The 17,236-nt window shown below is 63.8% G+C and carries 14 protein-coding genes; all 14 read left to right on the forward strand.

Annotated elements, in window-relative coordinates:
- The first annotated feature begins 71 nt into the window (after positions 1-71).
- The 14 genes from recG to ftsY all read left to right on the forward strand — a co-directional run bounded on the left by recG (position 72) and on the right by ftsY (position 17,203).
- Positions 72-2,333 (forward strand): ATP-dependent DNA helicase RecG, encoded by a 2,262-nt coding sequence (recG, locus tag AC1Q6C_RS12790; RefSeq protein ID WP_003942757.1) that lies wholly within the window; start codon positions 72-74, stop codon positions 2,331-2,333.
- Between the two features lie 120 nt (positions 2,334-2,453).
- Positions 2,454-5,858 (forward strand): pyruvate carboxylase, encoded by a 3,405-nt coding sequence (locus tag AC1Q6C_RS12795; protein WP_003942675.1) that lies wholly within the window; start codon positions 2,454-2,456, stop codon positions 5,856-5,858.
- The gene (rsmD, locus tag AC1Q6C_RS12800; protein WP_030535425.1) at positions 5,855-6,421 is read left to right on the forward strand and encodes a 16S rRNA (guanine(966)-N(2))-methyltransferase RsmD; all 567 of its coding nucleotides are present in this window, start codon (positions 5,855-5,857) and stop codon (positions 6,419-6,421) included. The genes AC1Q6C_RS12795 and rsmD overlap by 4 nt, the downstream gene beginning before the upstream one ends.
- Entirely contained in the window at positions 6,418-6,912 is a 495-nt protein-coding gene (gene coaD, locus AC1Q6C_RS12805) for a pantetheine-phosphate adenylyltransferase (protein WP_070162241.1), read from the forward strand. Before rsmD ends, coaD begins: the two co-directional genes overlap by 4 nt.
- A gap of 131 nt (positions 6,913-7,043) precedes the next feature.
- Positions 7,044-7,805 (forward strand): DivIVA domain-containing protein, encoded by a 762-nt coding sequence (locus AC1Q6C_RS12810; RefSeq protein WP_003942696.1) that lies wholly within the window; start codon positions 7,044-7,046, stop codon positions 7,803-7,805.
- A 189-nt stretch (positions 7,806-7,994) separates the two neighbouring features.
- On the forward strand, positions 7,995-8,555 hold the full coding sequence (locus tag AC1Q6C_RS12815; protein ID WP_007729319.1) for a YceD family protein: 561 nt from the start codon (positions 7,995-7,997) through the stop codon (positions 8,553-8,555).
- Between the two features lie 2 nt (positions 8,556-8,557).
- Complete coding sequence (rpmF, locus tag AC1Q6C_RS12820) at positions 8,558-8,740, forward strand: 50S ribosomal protein L32 (RefSeq protein WP_007729318.1); 183 nt, start codon at positions 8,558-8,560, stop codon at positions 8,738-8,740.
- A gap of 19 nt (positions 8,741-8,759) precedes the next feature.
- Entirely contained in the window at positions 8,760-9,533 is a 774-nt protein-coding gene (gene rnc, locus AC1Q6C_RS12825) for a ribonuclease III (RefSeq protein ID WP_003942759.1), read from the forward strand.
- Between the two features lie 8 nt (positions 9,534-9,541).
- Positions 9,542-10,411: a bifunctional DNA-formamidopyrimidine glycosylase/DNA-(apurinic or apyrimidinic site) lyase gene (gene mutM / locus AC1Q6C_RS12830; protein ID WP_003942752.1), complete on the forward strand. Its 870-nt coding sequence runs from the start codon at positions 9,542-9,544 to the stop codon at positions 10,409-10,411.
- Positions 10,412-10,453: 42 nt separating this feature from the next.
- Complete coding sequence (locus AC1Q6C_RS12835) at positions 10,454-10,906, forward strand: OsmC family protein (protein WP_003942740.1); 453 nt, start codon at positions 10,454-10,456, stop codon at positions 10,904-10,906.
- Positions 10,906-11,829 carry an SMP-30/gluconolactonase/LRE family protein gene (locus AC1Q6C_RS12840; RefSeq protein ID WP_230359758.1) on the forward strand — a complete coding sequence of 308 codons (924 nt, stop codon included), beginning with the start codon at positions 10,906-10,908 and terminating at the stop codon, positions 11,827-11,829. The genes AC1Q6C_RS12835 and AC1Q6C_RS12840 overlap by 1 nt, the downstream gene beginning before the upstream one ends.
- Positions 11,830-11,834: 5 nt before the next feature.
- On the forward strand, positions 11,835-12,119 hold the full coding sequence (locus AC1Q6C_RS12845; RefSeq protein ID WP_037130369.1) for an acylphosphatase: 285 nt from the start codon (positions 11,835-11,837) through the stop codon (positions 12,117-12,119).
- A gap of 26 nt (positions 12,120-12,145) precedes the next feature.
- Positions 12,146-15,733: a chromosome segregation protein SMC gene (gene smc / locus AC1Q6C_RS12850; protein ID WP_230359759.1), complete on the forward strand. Its 3,588-nt coding sequence runs from the start codon at positions 12,146-12,148 to the stop codon at positions 15,731-15,733.
- A 42-nt stretch (positions 15,734-15,775) separates the two neighbouring features.
- A complete protein-coding gene (gene ftsY, locus AC1Q6C_RS12855) occupies positions 15,776-17,203 on the forward strand; it encodes a signal recognition particle-docking protein FtsY (RefSeq protein ID WP_230359760.1) in 1,428 nt (475 codons plus the stop codon).
- The last annotated feature ends 33 nt before the right edge of the window (positions 17,204-17,236 follow it).

Consider the following 17,236-nt stretch of genomic DNA (forward strand, 5'->3'; position numbering starts at 1 on the left):
GAACCTGGTCTGTCGGTGACTGCTGATATACGAACACATGTGCTTACCGCGACACTGTGCTGGAGGAACTGATGGCGACGCTCGCCGACCCACTCGATCGGCTGCTGGGAAAGAAGACCGCGGACGCGCTCGACGAGGCATTCGAGATCCGCACCGTCGAGGACCTGCTGCGTCACTACCCACACCGGTACGCGTCGGCAGGCAAGGAACTCGCCGAGAAGGAGCCGCCCGAGGGTGAGCACATCACCATCATCGCGCGGGTGGCGTCGGCCGCCGTCGTGAAGATGAAGAACCGTCCGGGGCAGATGTTGCGAGTATCGCTGGCGACTGATTCGCAGACCGTCGACGTCACGTTCTTCAACCCGCAGAAGGTGCGGCACGTCATCAAGCCCGGCGTTCGGGCGATGTTCTCCGGGACGGTGAAGTACTTCCGCGGCAAGTGGTCTCTCACTCATCCGAGCTACCTGATTCTCCCGGAACCTCGTGTCGGCGAAGAGGATTCGGTAGTTCCGCTTGCATCCATCAAGGGAGCCGGTGACCTTGCGGGCCTGGCTCGCGCAAATCAGGATCCCGGCGCCGAACTCGATCTGTCCGTCTTCGACCGCGCGTTGATCCCGCTGTACCCGGCGACCCGCGAGGTCGAGAGCTGGACCATCATGCGGTGCGTGCGGCAAGTGCTCGACCAACTCGATCCGATCGAGGAGCCGTTGCCCGCCGAGACTCGGGCCGAGCACGGATTCATCGGTTTGGACGAGGCGCTGCGCACCGTTCACCTGCCAGATACCAAGGAAGACATCGAACGAGCACAGGATCGTCTGCGTTTCGACGAGGCGCTGTCTCTGCAGTTGGTCCTCGCGATGCGTCGTCACGACAATTCCGAGCGTGTGGCTCCGGCCTGCGCTCCGGTCGCCGGCGGGATCGCGGACCAGTTCGAGGAGATGCTCCCGTTCACTCTGACGGAGGGACAGCAAGCAGTCGCGGAGGAGATCTCCACCGACCTTGCCCGCCCACACCCGATGAGCCGCCTTCTTCAGGGCGAGGTCGGGTCAGGCAAGACGATCGTGGCTCTGCGCGCGATGCTGCAGGTCGTCGATGCGGGTTATCAGTGCGCGTTGCTCGCACCCACCGAGGTCCTGGCAAATCAGCACGCGCGATCACTGCGCAAGATGATGGGCTCGCTGGCTGCAGGTGGTGAACTCGGTTCTGCCGAACATTCCACCCGTATTGCCCTTCTTACCGGCTCGCTGCCAGTCGCTGCGAAGCGCGCAGCGCTGCTCGAAGCCGTGACCGGCGACGCCGGGATCGTCATCGGTACCCATGCGCTCATTCAGGACAACGTCGAGTTCTTCAACCTCGGCATGGTTGTCGTTGACGAGCAACACCGCTTCGGCGTCGAGCAACGTGATCAGTTGCGATCACGTGCCCGTGAAGGACTGAGTCCGCATCTGCTGGTGATGACGGCAACGCCGATTCCGCGAACCATCGCCATGACCGTGCTCGGCGACCTCGAGGTCTCGACCCTGCGAGAGCTTCCACGTGGGCGAACCCCGATCAAGAGCAGTGTCGTGCCCGCGAAGCAGAAGCCGCAGTGGGTCGATCGCGCATGGGAACGAATCCGTGAGGACGTCGCCGACGGCCGTCAGGCGTATGTCGTGTGCTCGCGGATCGGTGACGGCGAGCAGGGTGCAGGCGAAGATCAGTTCACCGAGGAGAAGCAGCCCGAGACCAAGTCGGCGGTCGACGTCTTCGAAGAGCTGTCGAGTGGTCCGCTGGCCGATCTGCGAGTCGGGTTGCTGCACGGTCGACTGCCTTCCGACGAAAAGGACGTGGTGATGAGCGCGTTCAACGTCGGTGACATCGACGTCCTCGTCTGTACGACCGTTGTCGAAGTCGGTGTCGACGTTCCGAACGCGACGGTGATGGTGATCGTCGACGCCGAGCGGTTCGGCGTCAGTCAGCTCCATCAGTTGCGTGGCCGCGTCGGTCGAGGGAAACATCAGGGACTGTGCATCCTCGTCACCGGAAGCAATCCCGGGGGACCGGCGTACGAGCGGCTCTCGGCGGTGGCAGCGACCAACGACGGGTTCGAACTGGCTCAACTCGACCTCGCGACCAGACGTGAAGGAGACATCCTCGGTGCGGCGCAGTCGGGCACAACCTCGAATCTGCGGCTGCTTTCCCTCATGGCCCATGGAGACATCCTCGAGTCCGCCAGGGAGTTCGCTCAGGGAATCGTCGACTCCGATCCGTCGCTCGACGGTCATCCCGCCCTCGCTTCCATGGTGACCGCTGCCCTGGACTCCGACCGGATCGAGTACCTCGAGAAGTCGTGAAGGGTATGACGACAAGCTGAAATCGAATAGCACGAGGACCGCCGGGTTGGTTTCTCGATTCAGTCCGAAATATGAGACTCCGCATGTAGACGCAAGATGAAATCGGGGTAGTTTTCTCGAATGTTCTCCAAAGTGCTCGTCGCGAACCGCGGCGAAATTGCGATCCGCGCCTTCCGCGCCGCCTACGAACTAGGTGCCGGAACCGTCGCGGTGTTCCCGTACGAGGATCGGAATTCGATCCACCGTCTCAAGGCAGACGAGAGCTACCAGATCGGGGAGAAGGGTCACCCCGTTCGCGCGTATCTCTCGGTCGAGGAAATCGTCGCCGCCGCCAAGAGCGCCGGAGCCGACGCCATCTACCCCGGTTACGGCTTCCTCTCCGAGAACCCGGACTTGTCGGCGGCGTGTGCCGAGGCAGGCATCAAGTTCGTCGGCCCGTCCGCCGAGATCCTCGAGTTGACCGGAAACAAGGCTCGGGCCATCGCAGCGGCAAAGGCCGCCGGTCTCCCGGTGCTCGCGTCTTCGGAGCCGTCAGCGGACATCGACGAGTTGCTCGCAGCCGCCGAGGACATGACCTTCCCGCTCTTCGTCAAGGCTGTCGCAGGCGGCGGTGGGCGCGGAATGCGCCGTGTTGCGGAGCGCTCACAGCTCAAGGAATCGATCGAAGCCGCAGCGCGCGAAGCGGAATCGGCCTTCGGCGATTCGACGGTCTTCCTCGAGCAGGCCGTCATCGACCCCCGGCACATCGAAGTGCAGATCCTCGCCGACGAGCAGGGCAACGTCATCCACCTCTTCGAGCGTGACTGCTCGCTGCAACGTCGCCACCAGAAGGTGATCGAGCTCGCTCCGGCGCCCAATCTCTCGGAAGAGTTGCGTGCCAAGATCTGTGCCGACGCCGTCGCCTTCGCGAAGGAGATCGGATACACGTGCGCGGGCACCGTCGAGTTCCTTCTCGACAAGCGCGGCAACCACGTCTTCATCGAGATGAACCCGCGAATTCAGGTCGAGCACACTGTCACCGAAGAAGTGACGGACGTGGACCTGGTCCAGTCGCAGCTCAAGATCGCGTCCGGTTCGACGCTTGCAGAACTTGGTCTGTCACAGGAGACGATCAAGCTTCGCGGCGCGGCGCTGCAGTGCCGCATCACGACCGAGGATCCGGCAAACGGATTCCGCCCGGACACCGGCCGTATCACCGCGTACCGCACCCCGGGCGGAGCCGGTATCCGCTTGGACGGTGGCGCCACACTCGGCGCCGAGGTCGGAGCGTACTTCGATTCCATGCTGGTCAAACTCACTTGTCGCGGTCGCGACCTCGAAGCCGCTGTGGCGAGAGCTCGCCGCGCGGTCACCGAGTTCCGCATTCGTGGTGTCTCGACCAACATTCCGTTCCTGCAGGCGGTTCTCGACGACCCGGACTTCCGGGCGGGACGCGTGACAACCTCCTTCATCGAGGAACGTCCTCAGCTGCTGACTCTGCGTTCTTCGGCAGACCGCGGCACGAAGATCCTGACCTACCTCGCGGATGTGACTGTCAACAAGCCGCACGGGGAGCGGCCCTCGGCGGTGTACCCGCAGGACAAGCTGCCCAAGATCGATCTTTCGACGCCTCCTCCTGCCGGTAGCCGTCAGCGCCTGCTCGAACTCGGACCCGAAGGTTTCGCGAAGGCACTGCGTGAGCAGAAGGCCGTCGGCGTCACCGACACCACCTTCCGTGACGCGCACCAGTCGTTGTTGGCCACGCGAGTTCGGACCAGCGGACTGCTCGGAGTAGCCGGGCACGTTGCGCGGTTGACGCCGGAACTGCTCTCGATCGAAGCCTGGGGCGGCGCGACCTATGATGTGGGACTTCGCTTCCTGCACGAGGATCCGTGGTACCGGCTCGCCGCACTCCGCGAGGCGATCCCGAACATCTGCCTTCAGATGCTTCTTCGCGGCCGAAACACGGTGGGCTACACGCCGTATCCCGAAAAGGTCACGCGCGCATTCGTTCAGGAAGCCACCGACACCGGTATCGACATCTTCCGAATCTTCGACGCGCTCAACAACGTCGACCAGATGCGGCCTGCCATCGACGCGGTGCGTGAGACCGGAACGGCCCTCGCGGAGGTGGCGCTGAGCTACACCGGTGATCTGTCGGATCCGAACGAAACTCTGTACACGCTCGACTACTACCTGAAGTTGGCCGAAGAGATCGTCGATGCCGGCGCTCACGTGCTCGCGATCAAGGACATGGCAGGCCTGCTGCGCGCTCCGGCAGCTACCAAGCTGGTGACCGCGCTACGCAGCAACTTCGATCTGCCGGTTCACGTTCACACGCACGACACTCCCGGTGGACAGCTGGCGACGTACTTCGCCGCTTGGCAGGCGGGCGCCGACGCAGTCGACGGTGCTTCCGCGGCACTGGCCGGAACCACCAGCCAGCCTGCGCTCTCGGCCATCGTCGCCGCTGCCGCGCACTCCGAGTTCGACACCGGACTGAACCTGCAGAACGTGTGCGACCTCGAGCCGTACTGGGAGGCGCTGCGAAAGGTGTACGCGCCGTTCGAATCCGGATTGCCGGCGCCGACGGGTCGCGTGTACACGCACGAGATTCCGGGAGGCCAGCTCTCCAATCTCCGGACCCAGGCCGTTGCTCTCGGTCTCGGCGACCGGTTCGAAGAGGTCGAAGCCAAGTACGCCGACGCGGACCGCATGCTCGGGCATCTCGTGAAGGTGACGCCGTCGTCGAAGGTCGTCGGCGACCTCGCCCTCCACCTTGTCGGCGCCGGCGTGCCTTCGGAGGAGTTTGCCGCAGATCCGGCGAAGTTCGACATTCCCGACTCCGTGGTGGGCTTCCTGCGCGGTGAACTCGGTACGCCTCCCGGTGGTTGGCCGGAACCGTTCCGCAGCAAGGCACTCGAAGGACGTGGCCAGGCCAAGCCCGAAGCGACGTTGTCCGCTGAGGACGAGGTGCTGCTCGAGGGCTCGTCGAAGGACCGTCAGGCGACGCTAAATCGTCTGCTGTTCCCCGGCCCGACAAAGGAATTCCTCGAACACCGCGAGAAGTACGGTGACACGTCGCGGCTTTCGGCGAACCAGTTCTTCTACGGTTTGCGGCGCGGCGACGAACACCGCGTCGAGTTGGCTCCCGGCGTTGAGCTGATCATCGGTCTCGAAGCGATCTCCGAGCCCGACGAGCGCGGCTACCGCACTGTCATGTGCATCCTGAACGGTCAATTGCGCCCGGTCTCGATCCGCGATCGCTCCATTGCCAGTGACGTACCGGTGGCGGAGAAGGCCGACAAGAACAACCCGGGCCACGTGGCTGCACCGTTCGCGGGCGTCGTGACGCTCGCGGTGAAGGAAGGCCAGAAGATCGAGGCCGGCGACACCGTGGCCACGATCGAAGCAATGAAGATGGAAGCGGCGATCACCTCGCCGCGCGCCGGCGTCGTCTCTCGGATCGCGATCAGCGCCGTCCAACAGGTCGAGGGCGGAGACCTGCTGGTAGTCGTCTCGACGGGGGAGAGCGCCGCAGAGTGACACGCATCATCTCGGGACTCGCGGGCGGTCGACGCCTGCGAGTCCCGCCGAGCGGCACCCGTCCGACGTCGGATCGGGTTCGTGAGGCGCTGTTCAGTGCTCTCGAAGCGCGCATCGATCTCGAAGGGTGCGCGGTTCTCGACCTCTTTGCGGGTTCGGGTGCTCTCGGCCTCGAGGCGCTCTCGCGGGGAGCCGAGCACGTTGTTCTCGTGGAATCGGATGCCAAGGCTGCTGCCGTCATCAAGGCGAACATCGGCACTGTCGCGTTGCCTGGGGCGACGGTTCGCGCCGCTCCGGTTGCGGCCGTGGTCTCGGGTCCGAGCGCGCGTGAATACGACATCGTGATCGCGGACCCACCGTATGCGGTGACCGACGAGGCCGTCGTGTCCATGCTCACCGATCTGCAGGCCAACAAATGGGTGGGGGAGGGCACGATCGTGGTACTCGAACGATCGTCGCGCTCGCCGGAGACCGTGTGGCCTCAGGGCTACGAGCCGATCAAGGCCAAGAACTACGGTGAAGCCCGCATCGAGCTGGCCACCTGCTACGGTCTGGACTCATGACTGGCGCCGTCTGCCCCGGATCCTTCGACCCTGTGACCAACGGTCACCTCGACGTAATCGGAAGAGTTGCTGCGCAATTCGACGAGGTCGTGGTCACCGTGCTGATCAACAAGAGCAAGCGTGGCATGTTCACGATCGACGAGCGGATCGAGATGCTCGAAGACGCGACGAGTCACCTGCCCAATGTTCGCGTCACGTCGTGGCACGGATTGTTGGTCGACTACGCGAAACAAGAAGGCCTCAGCGCGATCGTCAAGGGTCTGCGCGGCGCGAACGACTTCGATTACGAGCTGCAGATGGCTCAGATGAATCAGAAGCTCACGGGCGTCGACACACTGTTCGTCGCCACGAATCCGACGTACAGCTACCTGTCGAGTTCTCTGGTGAAGGAAGTCGCGACTTTTGGCGGCGACGTCTCCGACATGTTGCCGGCCAAAGTGCATTCTCGGCTACTCGCACGTATCGCCGAGCGAGCAACCGAAAACAGCTGATACCCGACACACCGACCACGACGACACCCCGTTGGCCGTTCTTCCGGCAAACTTGGACAGGAACGGGCACAGGTCCGAGTGGACCGGTGACGATGTGGGCCGATTTCGGCCGGTAGAGATTGGGGTTGCTTGTGTACCGCGTATTCGAGGCACTGGACGAACTGGTCGCAATTGTCGAAGAGGCGCGCGGTGTTCCCATGACCGCAGGGTGTGTTGTGCCTCGCGGTGACGTACTCGAGCTACTCGACGACGTCCGGGACGCAATTCCGAGCGAGCTGGACGACGCTCAGGACGTCCTCGATCATCGCGACAAATTGGTCGGTGACGCGCGAGCAAACGCCGAGAAGACGGTCAGCAGCGCCAATGCCGAGGCAACCTCGACTGTGGAGAACGCACGCGACGACGCCGACCGGATTCTGTCCGATGCCAAGGCTCAGGCCGATCGCATGGTTGCCGAAGCGCGTGCGCACGCCGATCAGTTGGTCGAGGACGCCGAAGCAGAAGCGGAACGGACCGTCACCGACGGCCGTCGTGAGTACGAGGCCGTCACCGGACGGGCGCGTGCCGAGGCCGATCGGATGATCGAGTCCGGCCAGGCCTCGTACGAACATTCGGTGGCGGAGGGAACGGCGGAGCAGGCTCGTCTGGTGTCGCAGACCGAGGTTGTCCAGTCCGCTCACGCGGAATCCGCGCGAGTGATCGACGCCGCTCATGCCGAGTCCGACAGGATGCGTTCGGAGTGTGACCTGTACGTGGACACCAAGTTGGCCGAGTTCGAAGAGTTCCTCACCGGGACCGTTCGGTCGGTCGGGCGTGGTCGTCAACAGCTTCGAACGGGTTCGGGAGTTCCCGATTACCAGGACGACGATCGTCGTTCCGAGCGGCGCCGATAGAGCAGACAAGTCAGTCGAGGGTGGGTCGTCCGATATGGGGCGGCCCACTTTTTCGTGGATCGAATTGGGATTTGCCTTGTAGCTGCCGTATTGTGGAGTGGTTGCCCGTACCAGTTTCAACAGTTAGGTGAGTTCTCTTTGTCAACGCATCGTCGTAGTTCGTCGCATCAGTCAAGTGATGCGGGATTTTTGCTGGACACGGTCAAGCTCGGTCGTCGTCCAGGGTCGATGCGTACCGTCGAGAGAACAATTCAGTCCCCGAACCGTATCGGTCTCGATCTGATCGCGATCGAAGCGGGCGCGGACATAGATCTCGATCTTCGTCTCGAAGCAGTGTCCGAAGGCGTTCTCGTCACCGGAAACGTGCACGCACCCACCAAGGGTGAATGCTCGCGGTGCCTTGAACCTTTCACCGACACCGTGGACATCTATCTCACGGAGTTGTTCGCTTACCCGGACAGCACCACCGAGGAGACGACGGAAGAGGGAGAGGTCTACGCGGTCGAAGACGACGAAATCGACCTCGAACCGGTCATCGTCGATGCAGTCGGGCTGGCGCTTCCGCTCCAGCCTCTGTGCAGTGACGATTGCCTGGGATTGTGCTCAGAATGTGGCATTCGCCTGGCGATTGCGGAATCTGGGCATGGGCATGACATACTTGATCCTCGCTGGGCTGGTCTCGCGGCCAAATTTGGCGTGGAATCAAACACCAGCGAAAATCTTGTGATCACCGAAGCCGAGGAGAAGTAGAAGTGGCTGTCCCCAAGCGCAAAATGTCGCGATCCAACACGCGGTCGCGTCGTAGCCAGTGGAAGACCACTGTGCCCACCCTCGTTACCTGCCCCAACCGTGGCTGTGGCGAGCAGACCCTTCCCCACATCGCATGCCCGTCATGCGGTACTTACAAGGGCCGCCAGGTAACCGCTGCTGTCTAGTTCTCCCCGGAGAAAGACTATGACGAGCGAAAATACAGTTTCAGCCGCCGGCGGCGAGGGCAATCACGACAAGCTCCTCGCCGCTGTCGGCGTAGATATAGAGCCCGGTCTTCTGACCCTGGCTCTCACGCACCGCTCGTACGCGTACGAGAACGGCGGACTGCCCACGAACGAGCGCCTCGAGTTCCTCGGGGATTCCGTTCTCGGCGTCACGGTGACCGAAAATCTCTACCTGTCCCACCCGGACAAATCCGAAGGTGATCTGGCGAAGATCCGTGCCAGCGTGGTCAACATGCATGCACTCGCCGAGGTTGCCAGGACTCTGGGTGAAGGTGGACTCGGAGCACACCTGCTGCTGGGTAAGGGCGAGGAAATGACGGGCGGCCGTGACAAGCCGTCCATTCTCGCCGACGGTATGGAGTCGATTCTCGGCGCCATCCACCTGCAGCACGGCATCGAGACTGCGCGACGCGTCGTCCTCGATCTGTTCGACGATCTACTCACTCGCGCACCGCTTCTGGGCGCGGGTCTGGATTGGAAGACGAGTCTGCAGGAACTGACCGCAGAACACGGTGCCGGAGTTCCCGTTTACGAGATCACCGCCACAGGACCCGATCACGACAAGGAATTCACGGCCACCGTTCTCATCAGTGGCAAACCCTTGGGTGTCGGTGTCGGTCGTTCCAAGAAGGAAGCCGAGCAGAAGGCAGCAAGTTCGGCATGGAAGACGATGTCGGAGAATGCCGCTGCTACCGCAGTCGCTGCTGACGACACGCCTGATCTTGCCGGCTGAGTTCACTCTTGCCTGAGCTTCCCGAAGTCGAAGTCGTTCGCCGCGGCCTACAGTCTCATGCTGTAGGTGCGGCGATCGAGGCCGTCGAGGTACTCCATCCCCGCGCGATCAGGCGCCACATTCTCGGTTCCGAGGACTTGATCGGCCAACTCACCGGGCAGACCATCGCTTCGGCAGAGCGTCGCGGCAAGTACCTGTGGCTGGTTCTCGAGCCTGCCGGTGTCGGACTGGTGGTTCATCTCGGGATGAGCGGACAGATGCTGGTCCAACCCCCGACAGTCGACTGGGAAAAGCACCTACGCATTCGGTTGGCCCTCGATTCCGGGGCCGATCTTCGATTCGTCGATCAGCGGACCTTCGGTGGCTGGTCGATTTCACCCCTCGTCGAGGTCGACGGAACGATGCTGCCCGAGTCGGTGGCGCACATCGCCCGCGATCCCATGGATGCGGCGTTCGATCTCGAATCCGTCGTGAAAGTCCTGCGGGGCAAGCACACCGAGATCAAGCGCGCGATTCTCGACCAGACGGTGGTCTCCGGAATCGGAAACATCTACGCCGACGAATCATTGTGGCGCGCCAAGATTCACGGCAACCGAATCGCCGAAACGCTTACCAGGCCCAAACTTCGAGAACTGTTGACCGCGGCACACTCGGTGATGGGTGAAGCGCTCGATCAGGGCGGTACGTCCTTCGACGCGCTGTACGTGAACGTCAACGGGGAATCGGGCTACTTCGACCGGTCGCTGTCGGCGTACGGGCAGGAAAACCTCCCGTGCCCGCGATGCGGCGCGCCGATCAAGCGTGAGAAGTTCATGAATCGATCGTCGTTCAGTTGCCCGCGGTGCCAGCCGACCCCGAGGGCACGGCGAATCGCCTAGGTCTCCCGCCCCTTCGGTTCGGCGGAGTGGCAAGATTGCGTCATGGCTGAACAGACTCCCGACACCACTGCAACCGCCCCGGCTCACACGGAGCTTTGGGTCGAACGAACCGGAACCCGCCTCTACACCGGCAAGAGTTCGCGCGGCGCAGAGGTCCTCATCGGCTCCGAATCGGTGCCAGGAGTCTTCACGCCCGGCGAACTTCTCAAAATTGCACTGGCCGCATGCACGGGGATGAGCTCCGACTTCCCGATCTCGCGCCGGCTCGGTGACAACTACGACGCGACGGTCCGAGTGTCCGGAGCCGCCGATCGTGAAAACGAAGTCTACCCGCAGCTCGACGAGGTCCTCGAGCTCGATCTCAGCGAGTTGGATGCCGAGGCACAGCAGCGCCTCATCACTCTCGTCGAGCGTTCCGTGGACAAGGTATGCACGGTCGGGCGCACGCTCAAGGCCGGAACCAAGGTCACTCTGTCGTTCGACACGGAAGCCTGATGTTCCGCGCCGGCAGCGTTGTCGCTGCGATCGCACTGGGTTCCGTTGTGGCGCTGAGTGCTCCGGCGCAGGCCTCGGTCCCGGCCGACGGCTCGGACGGTGGTTGCGGCACATGGACGTCGAGCGTCGTGACGAATGGTGCCGGAATGCTCGAGAATCTCGAATTCGACGGCAGCGGATCGATGGTGTTGTCGCAGTCGGCTCTGATCGGGCCGGGTGCACTGCTGAAAGTGGCGCCGGACGGAACACGGACAACTTTGGTCGGTGACGTCACCGGACCTGGCGGTCTGGTCGCGCGTGAGGGATCCGTGTACTTCACCACGGGCAACTCGACTGTCTCGGGACTGTTCGGAATCGCCGACGGCAGCCTCCGCAAGGTCGACGTCGCAGACGGGTCGGTGACAACGATCGCCGACGGTCTGGTGATGCCGAACGGGCTTGTGCAGCTGGACGATAACCGTTTCCTCACTGCCCGCACACTCGCCAGGCCGGGGCTCACGGTGGTCAACAGTGACGGAAGCAGTTCGATCGTTCGTGAAGACCTCGGCACCGTCGACGGCCTCGCACGCTCCGGTTCGACGATCTACGTGAGCACGACCTTCGACATGGTCACCGCCGTCCACATCCTCGACGCAAACGATCTGGGCGGGCCGGTGCGAACGATCACGCTCCCCGGGTTCGGTCCGGCAAACATGGCGGACGATCTGACCGTCGGACCGGACGGCGCGTTGTACGTCGCATTCAATGCAGGCGGCAAAGTTGTTCGCGTCGATCCGGATTCGGGATCTTCGTGTGAGATCGCCTCGGGTCTGCCGTTCACATCTGCGGTCAAGTTCGGCGCCGGACCGGGCTGGGATCCCAACGCGCTCTACACCACCGGATTCCTGGGTGACGTTCACCGTCTCGAACGTGTGGCGGGCTGAGCGTCATGGCTGAAGCAGCGCCTGTGCGGTTGACGGCGTGGGTTCACGGATACGTTCAAGGCGTCGGGTTCCGGTGGTGGACCAGGGCCCGCGCACTCGAACTCGGATTGATCGGATATGCGTCCAATCAGCGTGACGGTCGAGTGCTCGTCGTGGCGGAGGGCGAACGCACGCAGCTCGAGCGATTGGTGGAGCTGCTGCGCTCGGGTACTACCCCAGGCTCGGTGGATCTCGTGGTCGACAGCTGGGACACCGCAAGGGGCGACCTGACAGGGTTCGTCGAACGCTGACCGGTTTGGCGGTAAAGTTTCCCCCCATGCACCTCAAGAGTCTGACACTCAAGGGATTCAAATCCTTTGCGTCGGCAACGACTCTTCGGTTCGAGCCGGGAATTACCTGTGTGGTCGGCCCGAACGGCTCGGGTAAATCCAACGTCGTCGATGCGTTGACCTGGGTGATGGGCGAGCAGGGCGCCAAGGCCCTGCGCGGCGGCAAGATGGAAGATGTCATCTTTGCCGGCACCTCCGGCCGCGCGCCGCTGGGCCGCGCCGAGGTGACCTTGACCATCGACAACGCCGACGGGGCGCTCCCGATCGAGTACTCCGAGGTGTCGATCACGCGCCGCATGTTCCGCGACGGCGCGGGGGAGTACGAGATCAACGGCTCGTCCTGCCGTCTGATGGACGTCCAGGAACTGCTCAGCGACTCCGGCATCGGCCGCGAAATGCATGTCATCGTCGGGCAGGGACGGCTCGCCGCGATCCTCGAATCCCGTCCCGAAGATCGACGCGCCTTCATCGAAGAAGCCGCGGGAGTCCTCAAACATCGCCGCCGCAAGGAAAAAGCGGTGCGCAAACTCGATTCCATGCAGGCCAATCTCGCTCGCCTCAGTGACCTCACCGCGGAACTGCGTCGGCAACTCAAACCGCTGGGACGCCAAGCCGAGGTTGCTCGGCGAGCACAGACGGTCCAGGCTGACCTGCGTGATGCAAAGATGCGTCTGGCCGCTGACGATCTGGTGACCCGTCGAAACCAGTTGAACGACCAGGCGCAGGACGAGAAAGCGGCCCGTGAACAGCACAACCAGGTGGCGGCTGCGCTCGACGAGGCCAACCTCGAACTCGGGCGCCAGGAGCAAGCTCTCGCTCGTCTGACTCCGGGATCGGAAGCGGCTGCACAGAGTTGGTTCCAGCTTTCCGCGCTTGCCGAACGCGTGAACGCCACTGTGCGCATCGCCCGCGAGCGTGCGCGTCATCTCGACTCCGAACCCGTCGGCAACCGCGGCCAGGACCCGGACGAGATGGAGGCGCGCGCCGAACGTCTTGCTGCCGAGGAGGCCGAACTCCTCGAAGGCGTCGAAATCGCGCGAGCGGCGTCGGAAGCTGCTCGGGACCAGCTCGCAGCCACCGAAGATGCTGCAGCAGAAGCGGAACGGGCGCACATGGCGGAAGTTCGTGCCGTCGCCGACCGCCGTGAAGGTCTTGCTCGACTCTCCGGTCAGGTCGACACTCTGCGTACCCGCGTCGAATCCGTCGACGCGGAAGTGTCTCGGCTGACCGAGGCGATCGACGAGGCTCGTCTGCGTGGCGATGCCGCACAGGCCGAGTTCGACACGGTGCAAGAAAGCATCGGGGACCTCGACGCCGGTGAAGTCGGCCTCGATACCAATCACGAACGCGCCATCGAGGCTCTCGAGATGATCGACGCGCGCGTCGAAGAGCTTCGTGAGGAAGAAAAAACGAGCGGGCAACGAATCGCTTCGCTCCGGGCGCGCATCGAGGCACTGTCGATGGGTTTGCAGCGCAAGGACGGTGGCGGCTGGCTGCTCGAACACCGCGGCGACGACGGCATCACCTCGCTGGTCGGATTGATTCACGTCGAACCCGGCTACGAGGCCGCGATCGCTGCCGCGATGGGGCCGGCGGCGGACGCCGTCGTGGCGCAGTCGCTGGACTCTGCTCGCTCCGCTGTCACAGCACTGGCCGATCAGGACGGTGGACGTGCATCACTGATCGTGAGCGGTGAACCGGCGATCAAGCGCGAGGCCGAGATCGCGCCGGGTAGTCGTCCGGCCGTCGACGTCATCGACTGCCCTAACGAGTTGCGTGCCGGATTGACCGCCATCCTCGATGGCGTCGTCCTGGTCGAGACTCTCGATGACGCGATTCGAGTTGTTGCTGACCACAAGGGAATTCGCGCAGTGACGCGTTCTGGCGATCTGCACGGTTCGGGGTGGATGATCGGTGGCTCGGATCGGCAACCGAGCACGCTCGAGGTGCAGGCGGCGATCGACGCGTCAGCAGCGGAACTGGCGGCAACGGAGAGCCGATCCGAGGAACTCGACGCTGCGCTGTCCGGCGCTCTGGCCGAACAGGCCGCTCGACGCGAGACCGCGGAGCAAACTTTGGCAGCGCTCAACGAGTCGGACGCCGCCATGTCCGCCATCTACGAGCAGTTGGGCAGATTGGGGCAGGCAGCACGAGTCGCCCACGCGGAATCCGAGCGGTTGACCGCCCAGCGAGTGCGTGCCGAGGAGGGCCGCGGGGAGTCGCTGACAAAGCTCGCGGATCTGGAGGAACGTCTGCGCGTCGCCGAAACCGACGGCAGTGCGCCGGGACACGGCGCGGAATCGACCGCTGCCGATCGTGAAATGGCCGCAGCAGCGCTCGCCGAAGTGCGCATCGTCGAAATGGATGCTCGCCTTGCCGTCCGCACCGCCGAAGAGCGTGCGGAATCCGTACGCGGAAAGGCCGATTCGCTTCGGCGTGCGGCCGCCGCGGAACGAGAAGCGCGGATTCGCGCCGAGCGGGCTCTGCGCGCCAGAGCGCACGCTGCGGAAGTTGCAGCTGCCGTCGCCGAGTCGGGACAGCGCGTGGCGGCCGAACTCGAGACCGTCGTCGCCGCGGCTCTTGCTCACCGCGACGAGTTGGCTCGGGCCCGCACCGAGTGCACGGCCAAGCTGGATCAGGTCCGCGAGATAGTCCGAGCACTGACTGGACAACTCGCTTCGCTCACCGACGCCGTCCACCGCGACGAGGTAGCGAAGGCACAGGCAGCGCTGCGCATCGAACAACTCGAGGAGTCGATCCTCGATCAGTACGGTATCGGCCTCGACGATCTGATCGCCGAGTACGGGCCCGAGGTCGAACTGCCGCCGACCGCTCTCGAAATCGAGGAGTACGAGCAGGCCAAGGAGCGTGGGGAGCAGGTCACCGCCCCCGCTCCGCTTCCGTACGACCGCGCGACTCAGGAACGGCGCGCCAAGCGGGCCGAGAAGGACCTCGCCACCCTCGGCAAGGTCAATCCGCTGGCGCTCGAAGAATTCGCAGCTCTCGAGGAGCGGTACACCTTCCTCTCCACTCAGCTCGAGGACGTCAAGACCGCACGCAAGGACCTTCTTGCTGTGGTCGCAGACGTCGACGCACGAATTCTGCAGGTGTTCACCGAGGCCTATGCCGACGTCGAGCGTGAGTTCGTGGGAGTGTTCGAGAAATTGTTTCCCGGGGGAGAAGGGCGGCTGGTCCTCACCGATCCCTCGGACATGCTCACCACCGGCATCGAAGTCGAGGCGCGTCCGCCCGGTAAGAAGGTCAAACGGTTGTCGTTGCTGTCGGGCGGCGAGAAGTCGTTGACCGCGGTGGCCATGCTGGTCGCGATCTTCCGGGCACGCCCGTCCCCGTTCTACGTGATGGACGAAGTCGAGGCGGCGTTGGACGACACCAACCTGCGGCGGCTGATCGGACTCTTCGAACAATTGCGGGAGAAGTCGCAGTTGATCGTGATCACTCACCAGAAACCGACGATGGAAATCGCCGATGCGTTGTACGGCGTCAGCATGCGCGGCGACGGCATCACCACCGTGATTTCGCAGCGACTTCGCGGTCAAGACATGGCCTCGACGTAAGCCCTGCTCACTTTCCGGGTCGGAGCCTGAAACAATGGGCCGGTGACTACCCAGGCTTGGATCATCATCGCGGCTGTAGCGGCCGTACTACTCGTCGTTCTCGTTGCCGGATTCCTGCGCTACCGCAAGGGGCAGGTATCGCTGAAGGCGCCCGAGACGAAGCCGGAGCTCGGCGCCCCCGAGAAGGACAAGTCAGGCGGCTACAAGGCCGGTGGCGGGTTCAACTTCAGTCAGGGGTCGACGGCAACGGCGCCACCTCCGGTGGTTCCGACACCGCCGGTCGCCGAGAAGCCGCCCGTCGTCGAAGAACCTGTCGTCGAAAAACCGATCGTCGAAGAACCGGTTGCGGAGAAGCAGGCCGTTGTCGAGGAGCCGGTTGTCGAAGAACCCGCTGTTGTCGAGGAACCGGTTGTCGAAGAGCCGGTAATCGAAAAGCCGGTCGTAGAAGAACCAGCGGTAGCAGAACCTGTTGTCGAAGAACCTGTCGTTCCCGAACCTGTCGTCGTTCCCGCGCCAGTCGAGCCTGCACCGCGCGTGCTGGACGAGATCGACCCGACCGAGGGTCGGTTGGACCGACTGCGCGGGCGCCTTTCCCGCTCGCAGTCAGCAGTCGGCAAGAGCTTGCTGGGTCTGCTCGGTGGCGGCGATCTGGACGAGGACTCGTGGGAAGAAGTCGAGGACACCCTCCTCATCGCAGACCTCGGCTCCGCGACCACGGAAAAGGTCGTCACGAAGCTTCGTGAGCAGATGGCGGCCCGCAGCGTCCGGACCGAGGCTGCCGCCCGCGCCCTTCTGCGCGAGGTGTTGATCGCCGAACTGCGTCCCGAACTGGACCGCTCCATCCGCGCGTTGCCGCATGATGATCACCCGGCTGTTCTGCTCGTCGTCGGCGTCAACGGGACCGGCAAGACAACGACCACCGGCAAGTTGGCTCGCGTGCTCGTCGCCGACGGTCGTCGCGTCGTGCTCGGTGCCGCGGACACGTTCCGCGCCGCCGCCGCCGATCAGCTCCAGACGTGGGCCGAGCGTGTCGGCGCTGAAGTTGTTCGTGGCAAGGAGGGTGGCGATCCCGCTGCGATTGCCTTCGACGCGGTCTCACGGGGCATCGCGGACGGCGTCGACGTGGTCCTGATCGACACCGCCGGCCGTCTGCACACCAAGACCGGTCTGATGGACGAGCTCGGCAAGGTCAAGCGGGTTATCGAGAAGAAGGCCTCGGTCGACGACGTTCTGCTGGTTCTCGATGCGACGGTCGGCCAGAACGGATTGGCGCAGGCTCGAGTGTTCGCGGAGGTCGTGGACATCACCGGCGTCGTACTGACCAAGCTGGACGGAACCGCCAAGGGCGGAATCGTCTTCCAGGTTCAGCATGAACTGGGTGTGCCGGTGAAGTTGGTCGGCCTCGGTGAAGGTGCCGACGACCTGGCGCCGTTCGAGCCGGGTGCGTTCGTCGACGCCCTCCTGGGCTGACGCCCCCGTGCGCCTTTTCGGTAGCGCGAACCA

Source organism: Rhodococcus sp. MT28, from assembly GCF_058792695.1.

Excerpts from the sequence above, each read along its gene's own strand:
- recG (WP_003942757.1), top strand. The coding sequence starts at position 72 with ATGGCGACGCTCGCCGACCCACTCGATCGGCTGCTGGGAAAGAAGACC.
- AC1Q6C_RS12795 (WP_003942675.1), top strand. The coding sequence starts at position 2,454 with ATGTTCTCCAAAGTGCTCGTCGCGAACCGCGGCGAAATTGCGATCCGC.
- coaD (WP_070162241.1), top strand. The coding sequence starts at position 6,418 with ATGACTGGCGCCGTCTGCCCCGGATCCTTCGACCCTGTGACCAACGGT.
- rnc (WP_003942759.1), top strand. The coding sequence starts at position 8,760 with ATGACGAGCGAAAATACAGTTTCAGCCGCCGGCGGCGAGGGCAATCAC.
- AC1Q6C_RS12835 (WP_003942740.1), top strand. The coding sequence starts at position 10,454 with ATGGCTGAACAGACTCCCGACACCACTGCAACCGCCCCGGCTCACACG.
- AC1Q6C_RS12840 (WP_230359758.1), top strand. The coding sequence starts at position 10,906 with ATGTTCCGCGCCGGCAGCGTTGTCGCTGCGATCGCACTGGGTTCCGTT.
- AC1Q6C_RS12845 (WP_037130369.1), top strand. The coding sequence starts at position 11,835 with ATGGCTGAAGCAGCGCCTGTGCGGTTGACGGCGTGGGTTCACGGATAC.
- smc (WP_230359759.1), top strand. The coding sequence starts at position 12,146 with ATGCACCTCAAGAGTCTGACACTCAAGGGATTCAAATCCTTTGCGTCG.